Annotated in this window: 14 protein-coding genes, 5 pseudogenes and 1 riboswitch; of the genes and pseudogenes, 14 read left to right on the top strand and 5 right to left on the bottom strand. The window is 51.5% G+C overall.

Going from position 1 to position 21,669, the window contains the following annotated elements; translation table 11 throughout:
* Window positions 1-57: 57 nt before the first annotated feature.
* From ACLM7Z_RS09505 to ACLM7Z_RS09545, 9 genes and pseudogenes are all read left to right on the top strand, one after another.
* Window positions 58-1,623: pseudogene (locus ACLM7Z_RS09505) on the top strand (terminase large subunit).
* Window positions 1,624-1,760: 137 nt separating this feature from the next.
* Entirely contained in the window at window positions 1,761-2,993 is a 1,233-nt protein-coding gene (locus ACLM7Z_RS09510) for an ATP-binding protein (RefSeq protein WP_087020228.1), read from the top strand.
* Window positions 2,994-3,386: 393 nt separating this feature from the next.
* Window positions 3,387-4,595, top strand: a pseudogene (locus ACLM7Z_RS09515) (IS110 family transposase).
* A gap of 115 nt (window positions 4,596-4,710) precedes the next feature.
* Window positions 4,711-6,051: pseudogene (locus ACLM7Z_RS09520) on the top strand (DNA topoisomerase); the annotation flags it as partial.
* Entirely contained in the window at window positions 6,048-6,338 is a 291-nt protein-coding gene (locus ACLM7Z_RS09525) for an immunoglobulin (protein WP_435644946.1), read from the top strand. The pseudogene ACLM7Z_RS09520 and the gene ACLM7Z_RS09525, both read left to right, overlap by 4 nt.
* Window positions 6,339-6,397: 59 nt before the next feature.
* Window positions 6,398-8,170 carry an LPD16 domain-containing protein gene (locus ACLM7Z_RS09530; RefSeq protein ID WP_435644947.1) on the top strand — a complete coding sequence of 591 codons (1,773 nt, stop codon included), beginning with the start codon at window positions 6,398-6,400 and terminating at the stop codon, window positions 8,168-8,170.
* Window positions 8,167-8,385, top strand: a complete 219-nt coding sequence (locus ACLM7Z_RS09535) for a transposon-transfer assisting family protein (RefSeq protein ID WP_087020550.1) — start codon at window positions 8,167-8,169, stop codon at window positions 8,383-8,385. Before ACLM7Z_RS09530 ends, ACLM7Z_RS09535 begins: the two co-directional genes overlap by 4 nt.
* Window positions 8,386-8,571: 186 nt before the next feature.
* Window positions 8,572-9,825 carry an ATP-binding protein gene (locus ACLM7Z_RS09540; protein ID WP_435644948.1) on the top strand — a complete coding sequence of 418 codons (1,254 nt, stop codon included), beginning with the start codon at window positions 8,572-8,574 and terminating at the stop codon, window positions 9,823-9,825.
* Between the two features lie 46 nt (window positions 9,826-9,871).
* A complete protein-coding gene (locus tag ACLM7Z_RS09545) occupies window positions 9,872-10,033 on the top strand; it encodes a hypothetical protein (RefSeq protein ID WP_242969838.1) in 162 nt (53 codons plus the stop codon).
* Between the two features lie 67 nt (window positions 10,034-10,100).
* Here the strand turns inward: ACLM7Z_RS09545 and ACLM7Z_RS09550 are convergent.
* The 5 genes and pseudogenes from ACLM7Z_RS09550 to asd form a co-directional block, all read right to left on the bottom strand.
* Window positions 10,101-10,757 (bottom strand): annotated as a pseudogene (locus ACLM7Z_RS09550) (IS3 family transposase); the annotation flags it as partial.
* Window positions 10,744-11,301 (bottom strand): annotated as a pseudogene (locus ACLM7Z_RS09555) (transposase); the annotation flags it as partial. The pseudogenes ACLM7Z_RS09555 and ACLM7Z_RS09550, both read right to left, overlap by 14 nt.
* Before the next feature lie 299 nt (window positions 11,302-11,600).
* On the bottom strand, window positions 11,601-12,362 hold the full coding sequence (dapB, locus tag ACLM7Z_RS09560; RefSeq protein ID WP_087020252.1) for a 4-hydroxy-tetrahydrodipicolinate reductase: 762 nt from the start codon (window positions 12,360-12,362) through the stop codon (window positions 11,601-11,603).
* Between the two features lie 13 nt (window positions 12,363-12,375).
* Entirely contained in the window at window positions 12,376-13,269 is an 894-nt protein-coding gene (gene dapA / locus ACLM7Z_RS09565; RefSeq protein WP_087020255.1) for a 4-hydroxy-tetrahydrodipicolinate synthase, read from the bottom strand.
* A 96-nt stretch (window positions 13,270-13,365) separates the two neighbouring features.
* Window positions 13,366-14,445, bottom strand: coding sequence for an aspartate-semialdehyde dehydrogenase (gene asd / locus ACLM7Z_RS09570; protein ID WP_435644949.1), 1,080 nt, complete (start codon window positions 14,443-14,445; stop codon window positions 13,366-13,368).
* A gap of 151 nt (window positions 14,446-14,596) precedes the next feature.
* Window positions 14,597-14,778: riboswitch (Lysine riboswitch) on the bottom strand.
* Between the two features lie 210 nt (window positions 14,779-14,988).
* On the opposite strand from asd, the gene queA reads away from it, so the two are divergent.
* The 5 genes from queA to ACLM7Z_RS09595 all read left to right on the top strand — a co-directional run bounded on the left by queA (window position 14,989) and on the right by ACLM7Z_RS09595 (window position 21,668).
* Window positions 14,989-16,050 carry a tRNA preQ1(34) S-adenosylmethionine ribosyltransferase-isomerase QueA gene (gene queA / locus ACLM7Z_RS09575; RefSeq protein WP_087020261.1) on the top strand — a complete coding sequence of 354 codons (1,062 nt, stop codon included), beginning with the start codon at window positions 14,989-14,991 and terminating at the stop codon, window positions 16,048-16,050.
* Complete coding sequence (gene tgt, locus ACLM7Z_RS09580) at window positions 16,043-17,173, top strand: tRNA guanosine(34) transglycosylase Tgt (protein WP_087020263.1); 1,131 nt, start codon at window positions 16,043-16,045, stop codon at window positions 17,171-17,173. The genes queA and tgt overlap by 8 nt, the downstream gene beginning before the upstream one ends.
* Before the next feature lie 98 nt (window positions 17,174-17,271).
* Window positions 17,272-18,543 (top strand): 2-hydroxyacyl-CoA dehydratase subunit D, encoded by a 1,272-nt coding sequence (locus ACLM7Z_RS09585; protein ID WP_435644950.1) that lies wholly within the window; start codon window positions 17,272-17,274, stop codon window positions 18,541-18,543.
* Complete coding sequence (locus ACLM7Z_RS09590) at window positions 18,536-20,191, top strand: acyl-CoA dehydratase activase (protein WP_087020269.1); 1,656 nt, start codon at window positions 18,536-18,538, stop codon at window positions 20,189-20,191. Before ACLM7Z_RS09585 ends, ACLM7Z_RS09590 begins: the two co-directional genes overlap by 8 nt.
* A 145-nt stretch (window positions 20,192-20,336) precedes the next feature.
* Window positions 20,337-21,668: an SPFH domain-containing protein gene (locus ACLM7Z_RS09595; RefSeq protein WP_435644951.1), complete on the top strand. Its 1,332-nt coding sequence runs from the start codon at window positions 20,337-20,339 to the stop codon at window positions 21,666-21,668.
* Window position 21,669 lies beyond the last annotated feature (1 nt).

Here is a 21,669-nt window from a genome sequence, read left to right on the forward strand (position 1 = left end):
TCGCTCATTTTCCGCTCTGAGCCGAATCATCTCTTCGCGTTCTGACGGTGTCAGTTTATGCTGGACACCTCCTATTATGATAAGGAGTTAGCGGATTACGCGGTCAGCTTTGTTGAGTGCCTTTACCATACTAAGGGAACCTGGGCCGGTAAGCCATTTAAGCTCTTGGACTGGCAGGAACAGATTATCAGAGATCTGTTCGGTACGGTTAAACCCAATGGGTACCGACAGTTCAACACTGCATATATCGAAATTCCGAAGAAAAACGGCAAGAGCGAGCTGGCAGCAGCGGTTGCCCTCTTACTTTGCTGTGGAGACGGTGAACAGCGTGCCGAGATCTATGGCTGTGCAGCAGATCGAGGGCAGGCTACCATTGTTTTTGATGTGGCTGCGGATATGGTTCGCATGTGTCCGGCTCTGAATAAGCGCTGCAAAATTCTGACCTCCTAGAAGCGTATTCTTTTTACGCCAACCAATAGCTTTTATCAGGTGTTGTCGGCAGAAGCCTATAGTAAACACGGCTTTAATATTCACGGTGTTGTATTTGATGAGCTTCATACACATCCAAACCGAAAGCTGTTTGACGTCATGACCAAAGGCTCCGGCGATGCCCGTATGCAGCCGCTATATTTTCTGATTACAACGGCCGGCACGGATACACATAGCATCTGTTTTGAAACCCATCGGAAAGCATTGGATATTTTGGAGGGCAGAAAAATTGATCCAACTTTCTACCCGGTGATTTATGGTGCCGGTGATACAGAAGATTGGACTGATCCTAAGGTCTGGCTGAAATCAAATCCATCTTTGGGTGAGACCATCGGAATGGATAAAGTTGAGGCCGCTTGCGAAAGTGCAAAGCAGAATCCCGGTGAGGAGAACTCCTTCCGACAGTTGCGTCTGAACCAATGGGTGAAGCAAGCTGCGCGTTGGATGCCGATGGACAAATGGGATGCCTTTGCTTATCCAGTCGATGAAGAAATGCTGGAAGGCCGCGTCTGTTATGGCGGCTTGGACTTATCTTCTACCACAGACCTTACTTCCTTCTGCTTGGTGTTCCCTCCAGAGGATGAGGACGAGCCATATTATGTATTGCCGTATTTCTGGGTTCCTGAGGATACGTTGGAGCTTCGCGTCAAGCGCGACCATGTTCCATATGACCTTTGGCACCGACAGGGATATTTAGAAACCACAGAAGGTAATGTTGTTCACTACGGTTATATCGAAAAATTTATTGAACGGCTGGGAGAATGTTTTAACATTCGGGAGATTGCCTTTGACCGTTGGGGTGCTGTTCAGATGGTACAGAACTTAGAAGGTATGGGATTTACAGTCGTTCCGATGGGACAGGGTTTTGCCAGCATGTCTCCTCCAACGAAGGAACTGATGAAACTGACGCTGGAAAAGAAGCTGGCACACGGTGGGCATCCAGTACTTCGCTGGAATATGGATAATATTTTCATCCGTACTGACCCTGCCGGAAACATCAAAGCGGATAAAGCAAAGTCAACAGAGAAGATTGACGGTGCCATCGCCATGATTATGGCATTAGACCGTGCAATTCGCTGCGGCAACGATGTCAGTGAATCGGTCTATGACAGCCGAGGACTGCTGTTTATCTGACGGCACACAGTTGGATTTTTTGCCCTAGCAAGTCGAAAACTATCGAATATAAAGAAGTTTTAGACTTACACTTCAGAAACTATTTACTTTCTCGAGATTTTGGATATAATAGAATCAAGAAATTCAGGAGGTGCGTTATGACCGAATTGATTAATCGACCCCAATATCTGAATCAGCTGATTCAAAACAAAGATGTGGATTTGGTGAAAATCGTCACCGGCATCCGACGCTGCGGAAAATCGTCCTTGCTGGATTTGTTTCATCAGTATCTGTTGGAGCAAGGTGTGCCGGATTCTCATATTATCCACATGAACCTGGAGTCTTTGCGCTATCGTGACTTGACCGATTATCTTTCGTTTTATGATTATGTCAGCAAGCAGATTGCTGAGGAAGGAAAGACCTACCTTATCTTTGATGAACTGCAGGCAGTGGAGCACTGGGAAAAAGCAATCGAGTCGTTCCGTTTGGATTTTGATGTAGACATCTATATCACGGGCTCCAATGCTTACCTGTTGTCCACAGAATTTTCTACGCTGCTCTCCGGCAGATATGTAGAGATACGGATGCTGCCGCTGTCGTTTAAGGAGTTTCTGGACTTTTATGAATTTGCAGCCGATGTAACTATGGATGAAAAATTCCAGAAGTATCTCCAATTCGGCGGGATGCCTATTTTGCGAGAATATAAGTTCAACGAAGCCAGAAGCAACCAGGCGTTGGAGGGTATCTATTCCACTGTAGTACTGCGGGATATTTTGCAGCGCAACAGTGGAGCAGACCAGGCAATGCTTCAGAAAATCATGCTGTTTCTGTGCTCCAACATCGGCAGTATCACTTCCCCAAACAGCATCGGAAATGTGCTCTCCAACGAGGGAGATATTCATACCGGAAAGCAGAAAAACATCGCAGGGAAAACGGTGGACAAATATATTTCCATGCTGTGCAATGCATTTGTATTCTTCTCTGTTGGTCGGTACGATGTAAAAGGCAAGCAGCTTTTGAAAACGCTGGGCAAGAACTATATCATTGATATGGGCTTTCGCAATATGCTGTTAGGCTATCGAGATGTTGACCGCGGGCATATTATTGAGAACATCGTATTTCTGGAACTTCTCCGCCGTGACTATCGGATGTATATCGGAAAAGTTGGAGAAACAGAGGTTGACTTCGTTGCGGAAAAGCCAAATGATAAGGTATATATCCAAGTGACGGAGAGTATGCAGTCACCGGAGACCCGTGAACGGGAGCTTCGCCCACTGCGCCTGATTCCAGACAACTATGAAAAAATCGTGCTGTCTATGGACCGCAGCTTTATCAATTCCTATGATGGCATCAAGTCCGAAAATCTCATAGATTGGCTGCTCACCGAATAAGCATTGCATTTTCGATGCGGAATCAAAAGTTTCTGCATTTCAAGTCGGAAACTCCTAAAATCAGAACACTTTCGGACTTGAAAATAGCTACATTCAAACTCTTCAAAGCATCTGTCTGATAGGCAGGTGCATTTGGTACTATAAAAGCGTAAGTGTAAGGCACCGACGGGTGTTTCACATTTGCGCTTATTCTTTTACAATAAGGGAGTAATTGGTCTGGCGTGGTGCTTTTTGGAGCGAAGCCTCCGACATAAAAACTGCCAGCCATCCCTTATTGTAAACATTCGATTAAGCAGGTTGAAACCGGAATGGGCTTTCGCGTAACGAACCAAACTGAATAGCAATAAGTGCAGATGGGATTACAATTACAGATTTCAATCAGGAGGGTTCAACATGACAAGCGTTGGCATTGATGTATCGAAGGTCAAAAGTACCGTCTGTATTCTCCGACCATACGGAGAAGTAATTGCTTCACCATATGAAGTACAGCACAGTGAGCCGGAGATCAAAGAGCTCATATCCCGAATCAAGGCTGTTGACGGAGAGGTTCAGATCGTAATGGAAGCCACCGGAGCTTATCATCTACCGTTGCTTTCCAGTTTCAAGGAAGCTGGCCTTTTTGTGAGCGTTGTCAATCCGTTGTCTATGAAGCGGTATGCTTCGACGGCCATTCGCAAGGGCAAAACCGATAAAATGGATGCCGTGAGAATTGCAAACTACGGGATTGACAATTGGTTTAAGCTGGTGGATTATATACTGCCGGATGAAATATACGCCCAGCTTAGAATTTTGGGGCGGCAATACGCCCACTATATTACGATTCGGATTGAAAGTAAACTGGCTTTGACTAATCTGTTGGACAGGACTATGCCCGGAATAAAGAGCTTACTCAGCTGAAAACGTTCGGAAGAGCCAACAAAGGACAAACTCAGTGATTTTGTAGCGGAATACTGGCATTTTGACAACATTACAAAGAAAAGTGAAGCTCAGTTCGTTCGGTGTTATTGTAACTGGGCCAAAAAGAAAGGATACCATGCAAGTGAATCCAAGGCAAAAGAAATTTACACCTTGGCTTGCAATGGTATCCCTACTTTGCCCTCCGGCGCCGCATCGACCAAAATGTTAACGCTGGAGGCTGTGAGAGTCCTAAAAGAAGTGAACAAGACTCTGGAAACTATTTTAGCACAAATGCAGGAGCTTGCAACTACTTTACCCGAATACAATACTGTTCGTGCTATGAATGGCGTTGGTGATGTTTTAGCGCCAAGGCTGATTGCCGAGATTGGCGATGTTCGACGCTTCCATAGCGGAAGCGCACTAATTGCCTTTGCCGGGATTGACTCGCCACCGTTTCAGTCAGGCAGCTTTACAGGGACACAGCGTAAAATCTCTAAACGAGGATCTTCACTGCTTCGTAAAACCGGATATGAAGTAATGAAATGCCTAAAGGCTGTGAAACCAACCGAGGACGCGGCTGTTTATCTGTATATGCTCAAAAAAGAAGCCAAGGGTAAACCTAAAAAAGTGGCAAAGATTGCAGCCCTCAACAAGTTCCTGCATATTTATTACGCCCGCGTGAGCGAGGTGTACGCAGCGGAATAATAATCCCAGCTTCATTAGGTCAGCGGATTCCCGGTGGCCCGCTTTGCTATACCTTTTTTCTCAATAATATTTTTCTCGTCTTGCTAAGATTTGTCCTTGACTTTTCTTAGCAGGTTTTTATACGGTGAAGCTGGATGCCGGTGATTTCACGGCGGTCAGTGAAAAGATGAAAAACAAGCCGGATGCGGAAAACCTGAAATCTGCCTGCACAGGAGCGCCGGCGGTGATCCGAAGTGTGAAGCAGAAGGAGAAATCCGAAAAAGCCCCGGCGCTCTATGACCTGACGACACTCCAGAGAGATGCCAACCGTATCCTGGGCTTTACCGCTCAGCAGACGCTGGACTATCTTCAGTCCCTGTATGAGAAAAAGCTCTGCACCTATCCGCGAACCGACAGCCGCTTCCTGACGGACGATATGGAAAGCGGAGTTCCGGCCGTCGCGGCCTGCGCCGCCGTCATTCCTACGATGGCTGCCGGAGAAGCCGAACTCTCTGCTCTGACAGCCGGAGAGCGCGAGGTGCTGAAGCTGGTTGCCCGTCAGGTTCTGATGGCGGTCAGTGCGCCGTACACCTATCTGGAAACGGTGGCAACCGTCGAATGCGGCGGACAGGTTTTCACCGCAAAAGGAAAAACCGTGCTGAACGCCGGTTGGAAAAGCTATGCGGCGGGCGAACAGAAGGAAAAGGTGCTCCCTCCGATGACCGAAGGACAGTCCATTGACAGTTTTGCTGTTTCGATGGAGGAAGGAAAAACAAAGCCGCCTGCCCGATAAACCGAGGATACGCTGCTTTCCGCCATGGAAAATGCGGGAGCCAAGGAAATGCCGGACGATGCCGAGCGCAAGAGGCTGGGCACGCCCGCTACCCGCGCCGGGATTCTGGAGAAACTGGTTTCCTCCGGCTTTGTGGAGCGAAAGAAAAATAAAAAGGCGGTCAGCCTGGTTCCCCAGGATATCGGCATCTCCCTGATCACGGTGCTTCCGGAGCAGCTTCAGTCTCCGCTGTTAATTGCGGAATGGGAGAACATGCTGAAGGAGATCGAGCGCGGCGAGCTCTCTCCGGAGGCGTTTATGGCGCAGATCAGCCGCATGGTTTCCGAGCTGGTGCGTGACTACGAACCTGTGAGCGGTGCGGAGGTGCTGTTCCCGTCCGGACGCCCGGTGGTCGGAAAATGTCCCCGCTGCGGCAGTCCGGTTACGGAGAGCAAGACCGGCTTTTTCTGTGAGCGCCGCGACTGCCGCTTCGGACTCTGGAAGGACAACCGCTATCTGTCCGCAAAGCACATCATTCTGACAAAAAAGATGGCGGAGGCGCTTCTGAAGGATGGAAAAACCTTTGTCAGCGGCATGTACTCCGAAAAGACCGGCAAAAGCTATTCTGCCTACCTCGTACTGACGGACGACGGGCAGAAATCCAGCTACGCACTGGAGTTTGACAGGGAGAAAACCGGCGCATGAAGCTGAGCCCCGCAGAACGCGAAACGATTATCCTGTTTTCCGATGCAGACGATACCACCAGCGTCTACACCTACGACAGGAGGCTGATTAAAAAGCTGGACGCCCTTTGCAGAAAATGTCCGGAAGAAGTGTATGAGGAGAAGAAGCGTTCCTCTGCCGGTGCGAAAAGCTGTGTTTCCGTCCGAGAGCCGTTTTCCAGAGCGCGGCGCGAGGCGGCCAGCAGGCGTGCAAAGGAGGCCGGCACCGTCCCGCCGGACAGAAGCAAAGGCCGCGATTCAGATGAATAATGCAGGGAGATGGGCGCAGGGCTTCGGCTCTGCGCCCTGTTTCCCGGAAAGGATGGTATATGGCAGAAAAACAGAACAGCAAGGACAGGCTGAAGGAGATCACAGCGAGCATTGAGGACGGCATCAAGGAGCTGTTCCAGTCGGAGACCTATGCGCAGTATCTTCAGACCATGAGCCGGTTTCACCATTACAGCGTCAACAATCAGGTGCTGATCCACATGCAAAAGCCGGACGCCACGCTGGTGGCGGGCTTCAATAAGTGGAAAAATCAGTTCGGCAGAAATGTCATCAAGGGAGAACACGGCATAAAAATCATCGCCCCGACTCCCTTTAAGAAGAAAATCGAGCAGGAAACGCTCGACCCGGATACGCATCTTCCCATGCTGGATGCGGACGGGAAAGTTATTACAGAGGAAAAGACCATCCAGATTCCCATGTACAAGCCGGTGACGGTGTTCGACGTTTCGCAGACCGAGGGCAAGCCTTTGCCCCAGCTGGCCCATGACCTGTCGGGCAATGTGGCGAATTACGATGTGTTCATGGAGGCGCTGCGCCGCTCCTCTCCGGTTCCCATCTCCATGGAAGTGATGGGCGGCGGCATGGACGGTTACTTTGACCTGGAGCATCAGGATATCGCCATCCGCAGAGGCATGAGCGAAGTGCAGACGGTATCTGCGGTCATACATGAGATGGCGCATGCCCTACTTCACAATCGCAAGACAGCGGATGAACCTGCTCCGGGCTGGAATGTGGTTATGGTCAGCGAAGGAGGAACGAAGCGCGCATTCAGTTCCGGTTTTGAGACTGAGGAAGAAGCGGAGAAGTTCGCTGAGTCGGAGGGCTGGCGCTATGTGGATGAGAATGAATTTGAGTGGCGTCTGGAAGTTGAGGAAGCATCCTCCGAAGTGAAGGTACAGACACTCTCCCGCAGTACCGAAGAAGTACAGGCGGAAAGTATCTCTTATGCGGTGTGCGCTTATTACGGCATCGCTACCGGCGACAACAGCTTCGGCTATATTGCATCTTGGTCGAAGGATAAAACTCTGCCGGAGCTACGGGAAAGTCTGGAAGTGATCAGCAAGACTGCCGACGGTCTTATCAACGATATCGACCGGCATTATGCGGAAATCCTGAAAGAGCGCGAGGCGGAGCTGATTGCCGCTGAACCTGCCATGGCGATGGAGCGCCTTTATGCCGTGGATGAGCGGTATCTTCATGTTCAGCGCACAGACACTGGTGTGGATTACACGATTTACGATAAGGCATCCATGAAGGAACTCGACGGCGGTCAGCTGGATATGGAGATCAGCACGCTGGCCGGCGCGGTGCTTGAAATCTGCAACTCCCATGGAATCGGGCAGAAGGCCCCGCTTCAGGTTGCAGATATCGGGATACTGGATGAGCTGCAGGCCGCGCAGGATGCAGCGATTGCCATCGAGCCGCCTGTGCAGGAGAATCCGGAGCCGGAGACGGACATTCCACCTGACCCGGCAATTTCCGTGGAGGCACGGAACGCTTACGGCTATACGGATGATGCGATGCTCCCGCTGACAAAAGAACGTGCTATGGAGCTGTTTGAACGCGATGTGCCGGTGTATCTTCTCTATGGAGATACATCATCAACAACGGTCCAAAGGAACAGCCGGAGGTCAAGCCAAAGGCGCCCGATTTATCGGCGCTGTTTGAAGCCGCAAAACAGGTTATTCAGGAAGATAAGCAGGATTCTGAACCGGGTAAAAAGCCTTCCGTTCTGGCAATGCTCCACGCACCCGCGCCGTCCAGAAGCGAAAAGACCGCGCAGACAAAAAAGCGCAGAAAGGGATTTGATATGACGAAGTTCACCAATGATGAGATGAATCTGATGTGCATCTACAGCGCCGGCAGCAGCCGTGCCGGTCTGATGCAGAAACTCACGGAAATGAAGAAGTACCTGGAACGCGATGAGGTGCAGCTTCTGGAGCTGACCGAGGGGGCGCTTGCAAAACTGGGAACAATGACCGATGAGGAGTTCGGGCAGCTGGAGCTCTACCCCGATTTCGATATCTGATTCTATTCCGAAAAAAAGGTGCAAACGCACCCAATTTCGGAATACAGTTTGATTTTTATTTCAGATTTTTGCGGGAAACCGCAAAAATCTTTCGTAGACCGGTTGTAAAATGACTTCGCGCGAGGTATAATACTATTGCAGATAATTGCAGTAAACCGCAAAAATCTGCAATAGGAGGTGCGCTGCATGGAAATTAAAAGAGACCGTTACCTGAATCTGCTGATCAGCAAGAAGCATAACGGATTGATTAAAGTGATAACCGGCATGAGGAGATGCGGAAAGTCTTATCTTCTGTTCAATCTCTTCAAGGATTACCTGCTTTCGGAAGGAGTAGAGAAAAGCCACATCATTGAGATTGCATTTGATGCTTATGAAAACAAGCAGTACCGTGATCCCGATGTGCTCTATCCTTACCTGAAGGAGCAGATCAAAGACGACGGCATGTATTATGTGCTGCTTGACGAGGTGCAGCTGCTTGGGGAATTTGAGGCAATCCTGAACAGCCTGACCCGAATGAAAAACGTGGATGTGTATGTGACCGGAAGTAATGCCCGCTTCCTCTCCAAAGATGTGATCACCGAGTTCAGAGGACGCGGCGATGAAGTGCATATGTATCCACTCAGCTTTGCGGAATTCATGTCGGTTTGTCCTGGTACGAAGCAGGATGGCTGGAATGAGTATATGCTGTACGGCGGTCTGCCGCTGGTACTGAGCTTTACTACTCCGGATCAGAAAATCGCGTTTCTGAAATCTCTCTTTGAGGAAACCTATATTTCGGATATTGTCGGAAGGCACAACATCCGCAACAAGGCGGAGCTGGAAGAGCTTCTGAACATTCTATCCTCCGCAATCGGTTCGCTGACAAACCCTGAAAAACTGGCTGCAACCTTCCGGTCGGTCAAAAACAAGAAAATCAGCAGCAGTACAATCAAGAAGTATATTGATTATCTCTGCGATTCCTTCCTGATCGACAGCGCCGTCCGGTATGATGTGAAAGGCAAAAAATACATTGATACCCCGATGAAATACTACTTCACCGATATGGGGCTGAGAAATGCCCGTCTGAATTTCAGACAGCTGGAAGAAACGCACAGTATGGAAAACATCATCTTCAATGAGCTGAAAATCCGCGGCTTCAATGTGGATGTGGGCGTTATCATGCAGTATGATACCAACGAAAAGGGAAACAGCATCCGCAAGCAGTTGGAGATTGACTTCGTCTGCAATAAAGGCTCCAAACGCTATTATATCCAGTCGGCTTACGCGATTCCGGATCAGGCAAAGATGGAGCAGGAACAGCGTTCTCTGATGCTGACCGGAGATTTCTTCAAGCGGATTATCATCACCAAGGATACTCCAGCGCCGCATTACAATGAGAATGGTGTCCTGATTATGAGCGTCTATGATTTCCTGCTGAACGAAAACAGTCTGGATATCTAAAGCAATGGGAAAGAGCAATAAGGTCTGCACGAACTGCGGACGAAGGATGAAACAGCAGTTCATCGGCTTGCAGCATTGTAAATGCGGGATGAGCTGGAAAAAAGATATTGGCTTTTTTGAACGGACGTCGGATATGGTGTTCGGACTCCGGCATAATGCGCCGGGTAAAAAGCCAAGCCGGATGATCGAGATCAGACGGGAAAACTGAATACAATTCAAAGTGTTGTGGTCAAGCTTTTTTGTAACACTTTGACCTGATTTTTACTGCATAGGTTTTACGCCCCGTAGCGTGCCTCGAAAGGCGTTTTGTAATTATTATAAGAATGCGGTCGTTCATGGTTATAATGGACATACGCAAATTCTTCGATGGATGTATATAATTCTTTCTCAGAATGATAGTAATGATGATTTATCAATTCATTCTTGAGAGTGTTGTAATATCGCTCCATAGGGGCATTATCGTATGGATATCCAGCCTTGCTCATACTTTGCGTTATACCAACTGATTCGCAGTATTCTGTGAATTCCTTTGAGGTATACTGGCTTCCCTGATCCGAGTGAAGAATCAGGCAGCTGGGATCTAAGCCCGGCTGGGAATCAATTGCTTTCTGCAGGGTCCTTTTTGCAAGCTCTGCGGTTATGTGTTTGTCGGTAATGCTGGCAATAACGCTTCTGTCATATAGATCAATAATCGTGCAATTATAACGTTTGCTGCCATTCGTTAAAAATAAACAGGTAAAATCAGTGCACCATTTCTGGTTAATGGATTCTGCCTTAAAATCCTGATGGAGCTTATTCTCAAACACTTTATGAGGTGCACCGTATTCATAGTCCGGCTTGCGTTTCCTTACAATTGAGAATAACTGAAGCTCTGTATTCATGTATTTATGGACAGTTATGCGACTGATGTTATATCCTCTGCGAAGGAGATATGGCTATCAGTACGGAACAGTTTTCGAACTCGCCACCCCAGCATCTTTTTAGATAAATGCCATCAACGAAGATATAAGGATATTCCACCGTAAGCTTTCGGTTTCTCCATTCCTCAATGTGTCCATAGGCCTTTTTGTTGAGATTGCTGATCGTACCAGGAGAGACTTTTGTTCCCCATAATGCTTCGGAGATGTCTTCCACTCGACGGACAGATACACCGGCCAGATACATCTCAATCAGAGCTTCTTCAACGGAAGTTTCCCGGCGTTTATATCGTTCGATGATGGATGTTTCAAAGGTCAGCCCTTTGAGCTTCGGCATCTTCAGATTTACCTCGCCGGATGAAGTGGTGAATGAACGATCATAATGCCCGGATCGATACCCCTTTCGTTCTTCATCACGTGCGTAGCGGTCTGCATTGACGAGTTTATCCGCCTCTGCATCCAGCATGGCGTTCAAAGCCTCCTCTACACTGTTTCTGACGAGATCTTTCAATTCGGTATGGATTAGATCTTGATTTACGTGTATAATGTTATCAGACATAGTTCTTGACTCCTTTCGAATTGTTGTGTGGTAACTCAATTCTACTTCATTGTCAGAGCTATGTCTATTTCATGTTAGGATCGGAATCATATCCGAAGGAATTTGCGAAACTAATTATACGTTATCCGTCTGTATCCGGAAGGAGATGCGGCGTCCCGATTTCCGAGAATTGGAATGGGAACACTGTATGTGTACTGTACAGATGACGGACTGTATCGAAAATACATCCGGCGGGAAAGAAAAGCATGAAAAAATCCCTCAGACCGCTGGTCTGAGGGATTGCTGTTTATAAGAGAAGTTTACTTTGCAGCGATGACATCCGACATGTCATACATACCCGGCTGAGTATGTGCGCCAAGAAAAGCCGCTGCATCGACTGCGCCAACAGCAAAGACTTCACGGGACAGGGCAACATGGCGAATTTCAATCAATTCGTCACGGCCTGCAAACAGAACCTCATGTTCGCCGACAATTGTGCCGCCGCGGACAGTATGAATACCGATTTCATGTTCCGGGCGCTTCATGCGGCGCTCATGGCGGTCATACACATACTCGGCATCGTACGGCAGTGCTTCGTTGACTGCATCGGCCAGCATCAGCGCCGTGCCGGACGGAGCGTCCAGTTTCTGATTGTGATGCTTTTCCGTGATTTCCACATCGTAGCCGTCGCCGAGGACAGAAGCTGCCTTGCGCAGCAGATCCATCATCAGATTGATGCCAATGGACATGTTGCCGGAACGAAAGACAGGAATTTCCGCAGAAGCGGCGCGCATTTCTGCAAGCTGCTCCTTGCTGTGGCCGGTGGTGCAGATGACAACCGGTGTCTTAGTCTTCTTGCAATAATCCAACAGCATTTCGAGTGAATTTGCATTCGAGAAGTCGATAATAACGTCACATGCACCGGTAAACTCATGCGGATCAGCGTAAACCGGGTAATCCGACAGTTTTTCGGTGTAGGCATCAAAGCCTGCAACAATTTTCATGTTTTCTTTTTTGGAGACAATGTCAGTGATGACCTTGCCCATGCGGCCATTGCAGCCGCAGAGTCCAATTTTCAACATCTGTTTGTGCTCCTTATTCTGCCAGCTTGAGGCCCGCTTCGGTCATGGCAGCTTTGAGCTGTGCCACATGCGCATCTGTCATGTCACAGAGCGGCATGCGCAGTTCGCCGACATCCCAGCCGAGGAAACGCATTGCCATCTTGACCGGAATCGGGTTGACCTCGAGGAACAGCGCATTGATGAGATCAAGGTATTTGATCTGCATTTCCCGTGCTTCGGCATACTGACCGTCGAGACATTTCTGTGCAATGCCATGTGCGATATCCGGTGCGACGTTAGCGAGGACGGAGATAACACCCTTGCCGCCCATTGCCATCAGCGGTACAATCATGTCGTCGTTGCCCGACCAGAAGTTCAGCTCATCGCCGCAGAGACGCATGGCTTCTGCCAGCAGGGAGAAGTCGCCGGAGGCTTCCTTTGCACCGTTGATATTCGGATGCTTAGAGAGCTCAAAATAGGTTTCGGGCTTGATGGTCATGCCGGTGCGGCTCGGTACGTTGTAGACAACGATCGGGGTTGTCGTTGCATCAGCCAGCGTATAAAAATGCTTAATCAGACCCTGCTGGGTGGTCTTGTTGTAATACGGGGTGACAGTCAGCAGGCCGTCAGCGCCCGCCTGGGATGCGAATTTACCCAGTTCAACGGCATATCTCGTGTCATTGGAGCCGGTACCTGCGATAACCGGAACACGGCCGTTGACATAGTCGATACAGAACTGGATGGTATCCTTGTGCTCTTTGTCAGTCAGGGTGGAACCCTCGCCGGTCGTACCGCAGATCGTGATGGAATCAATGCCGCGGTTGATCTGGTCGTCGATGATGCGTTTAAATTCCGGATAGTTGACGCCGGTAGCGGTCATCGGTGTAATAATAGCGACGTTAGCGCCGGTAAAGATAGGCTGTTTCATGAAGTTTTCCCTCCGATCAAATTGGTGTCTATCTGCTCTCCAGCGGAACCGTTCCCGGTTTCAGAGAAACGGGAACGGGTTCTGTTGTTGGAACAATCAATCCATGTAGCCCTCGGCACACAGCAGCTCTGCCATTTCAACAGCGCCGCCTGCAGCACCGCGCAGGGTGTTGTGTGACAGGCTGACAAAACGGTAATCAAAAATGACATCGTCGCGCAGTCTGCCAATGGAAACGGCCATACCGCCCTCGAGATTGCGGTCCAGACGTGCCTGCGGGCGGTCATCCTCTTCAAAATAGTGCAGGAACTGCTTCGGTGCGCTCGGCAGATTCAGCTCCTGTGCACGGCCGCTGTAGTTTGCCCATGCTTCCAGAATCTGCTCCTTGGTCGGCTTGTTCTTGAACTTGACGAAGGCAGCGGCGGTGTGACCGTCGCTGACCGGGACACGCAGACACTGCGCAGAAATCACCGGTTCAGAAGCTGCAACAATTTCATTGCCCTCGATGTGGCCCCAGACCTTCATCGGCTCCTTCTCGGATTTCTCTTCTTCGCCGCCGATGTACGGAATGACGTTGTCAACCATCTCCGGCCAGGTCTCGAAGGTTTTTCCGGCGCCGGAAATTGCCTGATAGGTGCAGACAGCGACCTTCTCAATGCCGAAATCCTTGAGTGCGGTCAGAGCCGGAACATAGGACTGGATGGAGCAGTTGGACTTAACGGCAATAAAGCCGCGCTTGGTTCCCAGACGCTCGCGCTGTGCCGGGATGATCTTTGCATGGTCTGCGTTAACTTCCGGGATAATCATCGGAACATCCGGGGTAAAGCGGTGTGCGCTGTTGTTGGAGATAACCGGGCATTCCAGCTTTGCATACTTCTCTTCGAGGGCGCGGATGACGTCCTTCTTCATATTGACAGCGCAGAAGGTGAAGTCGACCTTAGAAGCGAACTCCTCCGCATCTGCCTCTGCGTCGTACAGAACCATGTCCTTGACGTTCTCCGGCATCGGGGTGGTCATCTTCCAGCGACCCTCGACCGCTTCCGCATAGGTCTTGCCCTTGTTGCGGCCACTGGCTGCGATTGCAGCGACAGTAAGCCACGGATGGTCTGCGAGCAGGGTGACAAAACGCTGACCTACCATACCGGTGGCGCCAATGATGCCGACTCTGTAATTCTTCATGTTGGGTATCCTCCTGAAAAGCAAATGTTTTGTCATTATTATAGTCCGCAGCACGCAGTTTGCGCCGGCTTTTTGAGCAAGAAAAAGCCGGTCGGAAAAAGCCGGCCGGAGATGCGGAACAAAGTGCCTGCACGAAGCCGCACAGGGAACAAGTAGCGATAGCGCATCACGGGAGCAAACCGGTGACAGCCGGGCAGATGTTCTCGTACCCGTCCAGACAGACGTCAGCGAACGAAACGCCCTCTTCGGCGGCAGACCCTTTTGTGTCCGGTCATCGGAGCATTCGCCTCCTGTTCGGACAGTACTGATGAAAACCGCGCCTCAATCGTACTATGAAATTATGCTTTCCTTATTTTATCATGGTACAAAAAACTTTGTCAAGCCGATTCCATGGGGAAATCGCACAAAACGACGGCTTTTCCCGCACTTGATTTCGTATGTGCTTTGCGATATGATAGAAGCCGTATCATTCCGGGCAGAATTTTTACTGCTGCAAGGGGATAAGGAGGCAGGCGCGCTGTACTCGCGCCAACAATGTGAACGATGAAAACAAGTGATTTTTATTATGACCTGCCGGAACGTCTGATTGCACAGACACCGCTCGACCACCGGGACGAGTCGCGTCTGCTTGCGCTCTGTAAGGACACCGGCGAGATTCAGCACAGGCATTTTTATGACCTGCCGGACTTCCTGCGTCCGGGTGACACGCTGGTGCTCAACAATTCCCGCGTGATTCCGGCGCGCCTGCTCGGTGTGCGTGAAGATACCGGATATCCGATTGAGCTGGTGCTGCTGACGGATAAGGGCGACGGTGTATGGGAATGCCTGACGCGCCCAGGCAAAAAATGCCGCGAGGGCGCAAAGCTGAGCTTTGGCGACGGCAAACTGACTGCCACAGTCGAGGAAATCCTGCCGGACGGTGGCAACCGCCTGATCCGTTTCCATTACGAGGGAATTTTCCTGGAAATTCTGGAGGAGCTTGGCATGATGCCGCTGCCGCCATATATCAAGGAAAAGCTGGATGACCCGGAGCGTTATCAGACAGTTTACAGCAAGACGCCGGGCTCTGCAGCTGCACCGACGGCAGGTCTGCATTTTACACCGGAGCTGCTGGAGAAAATCAGGGCAATGGGTGTCAACATCGCCTGTGTGACACTGCATGTCGGTCTGGGCACGTTCCGTCCGGTCAAGGTGGACGATGTGCAGGATCATGTCATGCATTCTGAGTTTTATATGATGGACGAAGAAAACGCGGCAATCATCAACAACACCCGCAAAAACGGCGGACGCGTTTTTGCAGTCGGTACGACGGCAACGCGCACGCTGGAAACCATTGCGGCAGAGGATGGTTCGGTGCGCGCCTGCTCCGGCTGGACGAATATCTTTATCTATCCGGGCTACCGCTTCAAGGCGATCGACTGCCTTGTGACCAATTTCCATCTGCCGGAGAGCACGCTGATGATGCTGATTTCCGCTTTTGCAGGGCGTGATATGATTATGAATGCCTATCAAATCGCTGTCGAACAGGAATACCGCTTTTTCAGCTTTGGCGACAGCATGCTGATCTACACCGAAAACGCACACAGGGAGGACACGAATGTTTAAGGTACTGCGTACAGAGGGCAATGCCCGCCGCGGCGAATTTACCTGTGCCCATGGCACGGTGCAGACGCCGGTTTTTCAGAATGTCGGTACACAGGGCGCGATTAAGGGTGCTGTTTCCGCACAGGACTTGAAGGAACTGGGCTGCCAGATTGAGCTTTCCAACACCTATCATCTGCATGTGCGTCCGGGTGACCAGATTGTGCGCGCGATGGGCGGTTTGCATAAGTTTATGAACTGGGACGGTCCGATTCTGACCGACAGCGGTGGATTTCAGGTGTTTTCACTGTCGTCCCTGCGCCGCATCAAGGAAGAGGGCGTATATTTTTCTTCGCATGTAGACGGCCGGAAGATTTTCATGGGTCCGGAGGAGAGCATGCAGATCCAGTCCAATCTCGGCTCTGATATCGCGATGGCATTTGACGAGTGCTGTGAGAACCCATCGCCGTATGAATATGTCAAAAAATCCTGTGAGCGCACGACGCGCTGGCTGTATCGCTGCAAAGCGGAACTGGATCGCCTGAATAGTCTGCCGACTACGGTCAATCCGCAGCAGATGCTGTTTGGCATCAACCAGGGCGGCACGTATGATGACCTGCGCATCCAGCATATGAAGGACATCGCGCAGCTCGACTTGCCGGGCTATGCCATCGGCGGCCTTGCCGTGGGCGAGTCCACCGAGACCATGTACCACATTCTTGATGTCGTGCTGCCGCACGCACCGGCGGACAAGCCGCGCTATCTGATGGGTGTCGGCACACCGTCCAATATCATCGAAGCCGTCTGGCGCGGTGTAGACTTTTTTGACTGCGTCATGCCGACGCGAAATGCGCGCCATGGTCACCTGTTTACCTGGGACGGCATCCGAAATCTGAACAATGCAAAATATCAACTGGATGACAAGCCGATTGATGAGCGCTGCAACTGTCCGGTCTGCCGCACCTACAGCAGGGCATATATCCGCCATTTGCTCAAGTCGGGCGAAATGCTCGGCCAGCGCCTGACGGTCATGCACAATCTGTGGTTCTACAACAACCTGATGGCGGAAATCCGCAAGGCGCTTGATGAGGGCCGCTTTGCCGAATTCCGCGCGCAGTGGAGCGACCGGCTGAGCCAGCGCATCTGATGAAACAACACCGCGTGCAGTGGAGAGCCGGTATGCTTTCCCTGCACGCTTTTTGCGGCATCATGCGCCGCACAGACACCTCTGAGGGGAGGCAACGTATGCAAGTAGTAGAAACCTTTGGAAAACTGATAGAAAACTGGAGCGATACCAGCCCGGCGCGTGCACAGTGGCTGCTCAAAACCGGCTGGGAGGCGCAGAATCTGAAAAATCAATGGAAGCCGGACAGACGGCTGCTTCCGGCAGACCGATATATGGCGAAAATGATGATGGATGCCATGCTGAAGCCGCTGCAAAAGCCGAAGCAGTCTGTCATTGTCAGCGTGTTTACACCGTGTGAGCTGATGCAGGAGGTCGGCTTGAACCCGTATAATGTCGAGAGCTTTTCCTGCTTCCTGGCGGCGTCGAAGGCGGAGCGTGCGATGCTCCAGCAGGCGGAGAACAGCGGGCTGTCCGAAACGCTGTGCAGCTATCACAAGACATTTCTCGGCGCGGCGGAAAAGGGATTGCTGCCCCGGCCAAAGTGCATTGTTTACACCAACCTCACTTGTGACGCGAATCTTGTGACGTTCCGCAGGCTGGCGGAACTGTTTGATGTGCCGTCATTCGCCATAGATGTGCCGATGCAGCAGAACGGCGAAAACGTTGCCTATGTTGCGGACCAGCTGCGCGGGCTGGCCGCATTTCTGGAACAGCAGACAGGCAAAACGATCAAAGAAGATCGGCTCATCCGTCGTCTGGAGACCAGCCGCCGTACATTGCGGCAGCATGAGACCTTCCAGATGCTGCGTGCGGACAAATATATCCCGGAGGATCTGGTCTCCCCACTGTATGCGGGTATGGCGAACAATATTTTGCTCGGCACATCGGAACAGGAGAAATATACGAAGCTGCTGCTTCGTGATGTGAAGAAAGCGCCTCCGGCAAAGGGAAAACGCATTTACTGGATGCACACGATTCCGTATTGGTCGGATGCGGTGCGTGATGCGCTGCGGTTCAATCCCGATGCGCAGATTGTCGGCTGTGAGCTTTCCCAGACATGGACCAAAGATTTTGACCCGGACAAGCCGTATGAAGCAATGGCATCCCGCATGGTCTATCATGCGCTCAACGGCTGTGTTTCGCGCCGCATCGATCATGGCATCAAATGCGCCAGACAGGCGGGCGCGGATGGCGCAGTCTGGTTCTGCCACTGGGGCTGCAAACATACGCTCGGCGGCGCACAGCTGGCGAAAAAGAAATTTGAGGAAAACGGTATCCCGCTGCTGATTCTGGATGGCGACGGCTGTGACCGCAGCCACGGCGGAGAGGGACAGACTGCAACCCGCCTCGGTGCGTTCCTTGAAATGCTGGGAGGGGTAGAGCATGAATAAAACCTATTATGTCTGCAAATATACACCGGTTGAGCTGCTCACGGCGTTTGGCGCGCAGTGTGAAAACCTCAATCAGATGCCGCAGGGCTTTGAGCTGGCAGATCAGATTGCGCACCCGAATCTCTGCGGCTTTGGCAAGGCGCTGATCGAGGCAGTCATGGCGGGCGAGGTAAAAGAACTGGTACTCGTCAACTGCTGTGATACCATCCGCAGTGTGTATGATATTCTGGAGGACAGCGGCAAGCTGGATTTCCTGTATCTGGTCGATATTCTGCACAGCGATGGCACGTGCAGCCGTGCGCGCACAGCGGTGCAGCTCAAAGGACTGGCGCGCGCCTATGGTGCATACAAGGGAACGGCGTTTAACGAAGAGAAATTCCGCGCCGCGTTTGTGCGGCCGCATCAACTGCATGAACCATATCTGACGGTGCTCGGCGCGCGCATGGGGCGCGAGCTGTTCAGCATGGTGCAGGAGGCGATGCCACTGCCTGTGCAGAACAACAGCTGTGTGCACAACCGTTCGGTCGGTGAGGAACAGCCGCCGGAGGGACTGGATTTTGATGCGCTGATGGAATGGTATGCGGGCGAGCTGCTGCATCAGCTGCCGTGCATGCGCATGCTGGACAACACCGGGCGCAAACAGCTGTATCATGACCCGAACCTGCGCGGTATCATCTATCATACGGTCAAATTCTGTGATTTTTACAGCTTTGAATATGCAGAGCTCAAGCAGCATGCTGCCGTGCCGCTGCTGAAAATTGAATCGGATTACACGGTGCAGAGCAGCGGGCAGCTGCTGACGCGGCTGGAGGCGTTTGCGGAGAGCATCGATCCGGCACAGTGTGAAGGAAAGGAGATCAGCATGGGGAAAGGATATTTTGCGGGCATTGACAGCGGCTCGACGAGTACGGACGTTGTCATTTTAAATAGAGATAGAGAGATTGTCACAGATATCATCCTGCCGACCGGTGCAGGCGCTGCCATCGGCGCGGAGCGCGCACTCGAAGAGGCACTGAAGCATGCAGGGCTGGAGCGCAATGACATCGATGCGCTCGTTACGACCGGTTATGGCCGCACGGCGATTGAGCAGGGCGATAAGAGCATTACAGAAATTACCTGCCATGCGCGCGGTGCACATTATCTCGACCCGGAGGTGCGCACGGTCATCGATATCGGCGGGCAGGACAGCAAGGTCATCCGCTTGAATGAGGACGGTTCGGTTGCAAATTTTGTCATGAACGACAAGTGCGCGGCGGGCACCGGGCGCTTTCTGGAAATGATGGCGCGCACGATGGAGATGAGCCTGGACGAGATGAGCGTTACCGGACTGGAGTACGGTGAGGATATCACGATTTCGAGCATGTGTACGGTGTTTGCGGAATCCGAGGTTGTCTCGCTGATTGCACAGAACAAGGCGACAGATGACATTGTCCACGGATTGAATAAAGCGGTTGCGGCAAAGACCGCATCACTGGCGAAACGCGTCGGCGGTGCGGAAAAATATATGATGACCGGCGGCGTATCCAAAAACAAGGGACTGGTCAAAACGCTGGAGGAACGACTGGGTACAGAACTGGTCATCAGCGATAAGGCACAGCTGTGCGGCGCGCTCGGCGCGGCACTGTTTGCAGCCGATATGGTAAAATAAATTGTAAAAAAGTGACAGCTGCCGGGGCATAACAGCCCCGGCAGTTTGTATATTCAGCGCATCCTAAGTGGATTTTATCGCCTTGGTCTGATATAATGAACGCAGAGAGACAACCGAATTGTTGAGATGGAAGGGAGAACAGGATATGGGATTGATTAAGGCAGCGTTTGGCTCCGCAGGCGGCGTTCTGGCCGACCAGTGGAAGGAATATTTTTATTGTGATGCACTGGAAGCCGATGTCATCGCGGCAAAGGGACAGAAGCGCACTTCGAAACGCTCCTCCAATAAACGCGGCAATGAAAACATCATTACGAGCGGCTCAGTGATTGCGGTTGCCGACGGACAGTGCATGATGATCGTCGAGCAAGGCAAGGTTGTCGATATCTGCGCCGAACCGGGCGAATATACCTATGATGCGGCGACTGAGCCGTCGGTTTTCTGCGGCGATCTGAGCAAAAACATACCGGCGGTGCTGAAAAATATCGGTAAGCGGTTCACCTTTGGCGGTGAAGCGCCGATGGATCAGCGCATTTACTATTTCAACACCAAAGAGCTGATCGGCAACAAGTACGGCACGCCGTCCCCGGTGCCGTTCCGCGTGGTGGATACCAATGTTGGCCTTGATGTCGACATTTCCATCCGTTGCTTTGGCGAATACAGCTATCGTGTGACCAATCCGGTGCTGTTTTATACAAATGTCTGCGGCAATGTGGACGGTGTTTATGAACGCAGCGAACTGGACGGACAGTTGAAATCCGAGCTGTTGACGGCATTGCAGCCTGCGTTTGCGCGTATCAGTGAACTGGGTGTGCGCTATTCCGCGCTGCCCGGACATACAGCGGAAATTGCGGCGGCGCTCAACGAGATTCTCTCGGCAAAGTGGAAGGATCTGCGCGGCATTGAGATTGTATCCTTCGGTGTATCCAGCGTCAAGGCGTCGGATGAGGATGAGCAGATGATTAAGGAGCTGCAACGCAATGCAGCGTTCCGCAATCCGACAATGGCAGCGGCACACATGGTCGGCGCACAGGCGGCAGCGATGCAGAGCGCGGCGGCGAACGAGGGTGCAGGCCCCGCCATGGCGTTTATGGGCATGAACATGGCACAGGGCGCAGGCGGAGCCAATGCACAGCAGCTGTTCCAAATGGGGCAGCAGGCACAGCCTGCTCCTTCTCAGCCTGCGGCAGCATCGGCGGCGTCGGGAGCCGGTTGGACGTGTACCTGTGGACATACGGGCAATACTGGCAAATTCTGTACGGAATGCGGTGCGAAAAAGCCGGATGCGGACGGTTGGGTCTGCCCGTCCTGCGGTACAGTGAACAAGGGGAAATTCTGCTCTGAGTGCGGAACGAAGAAACCGGCGGGTGTTCCGCAGTATCGGTGCGACAAGTGCGGCTGGGAACCGGAGGATCCGGCACACCCGCCAAAATTCTGTCCGGAGTGCGGCGACCCGTTCGATGATGGCGATATCAGATAAA

The organism is Butyricicoccus porcorum, from assembly GCF_051246315.1.
Taxonomy (GTDB): domain Bacteria; phylum Bacillota; class Clostridia; order Oscillospirales; family Butyricicoccaceae; genus Butyricicoccus_A; species Butyricicoccus_A porcorum.

Coding starts and splice junctions, on each gene's coding strand:
- ACLM7Z_RS09510 (WP_087020228.1), top strand. CDS start 1,761: ATGACCGAATTGATTAATCGACCCCAATATCTGAATCAGCTGATTCAA.
- ACLM7Z_RS09525 (WP_435644946.1), top strand. CDS start 6,048: ATGAAGCTGAGCCCCGCAGAACGCGAAACGATTATCCTGTTTTCCGAT.
- ACLM7Z_RS09530 (WP_435644947.1), top strand. CDS start 6,398: ATGGCAGAAAAACAGAACAGCAAGGACAGGCTGAAGGAGATCACAGCG.
- ACLM7Z_RS09535 (WP_087020550.1), top strand. CDS start 8,167: ATGACGAAGTTCACCAATGATGAGATGAATCTGATGTGCATCTACAGC.
- ACLM7Z_RS09540 (WP_435644948.1), top strand. CDS start 8,572: ATGGAAATTAAAAGAGACCGTTACCTGAATCTGCTGATCAGCAAGAAG.
- ACLM7Z_RS09545 (WP_242969838.1), top strand. CDS start 9,872: ATGAAACAGCAGTTCATCGGCTTGCAGCATTGTAAATGCGGGATGAGC.
- dapB (WP_087020252.1), bottom strand. CDS start 12,362: ATGTTGAAAATTGGACTCTGCGGCTGCAATGGCCGCATGGGCAAGGTC.
- dapA (WP_087020255.1), bottom strand. CDS start 13,269: ATGAAACAGCCTATCTTTACCGGCGCTAACGTCGCTATTATTACACCG.
- asd (WP_435644949.1), bottom strand. CDS start 14,445: ATGAAGAATTACAGAGTCGGCATCATTGGCGCCACCGGTATGGTAGGT.
- queA (WP_087020261.1), top strand. CDS start 14,989: ATGAAAACAAGTGATTTTTATTATGACCTGCCGGAACGTCTGATTGCA.
- tgt (WP_087020263.1), top strand. CDS start 16,043: ATGTTTAAGGTACTGCGTACAGAGGGCAATGCCCGCCGCGGCGAATTT.
- ACLM7Z_RS09585 (WP_435644950.1), top strand. CDS start 17,272: ATGCAAGTAGTAGAAACCTTTGGAAAACTGATAGAAAACTGGAGCGAT.
- ACLM7Z_RS09590 (WP_087020269.1), top strand. CDS start 18,536: ATGAATAAAACCTATTATGTCTGCAAATATACACCGGTTGAGCTGCTC.
- ACLM7Z_RS09595 (WP_435644951.1), top strand. CDS start 20,337: ATGGGATTGATTAAGGCAGCGTTTGGCTCCGCAGGCGGCGTTCTGGCC.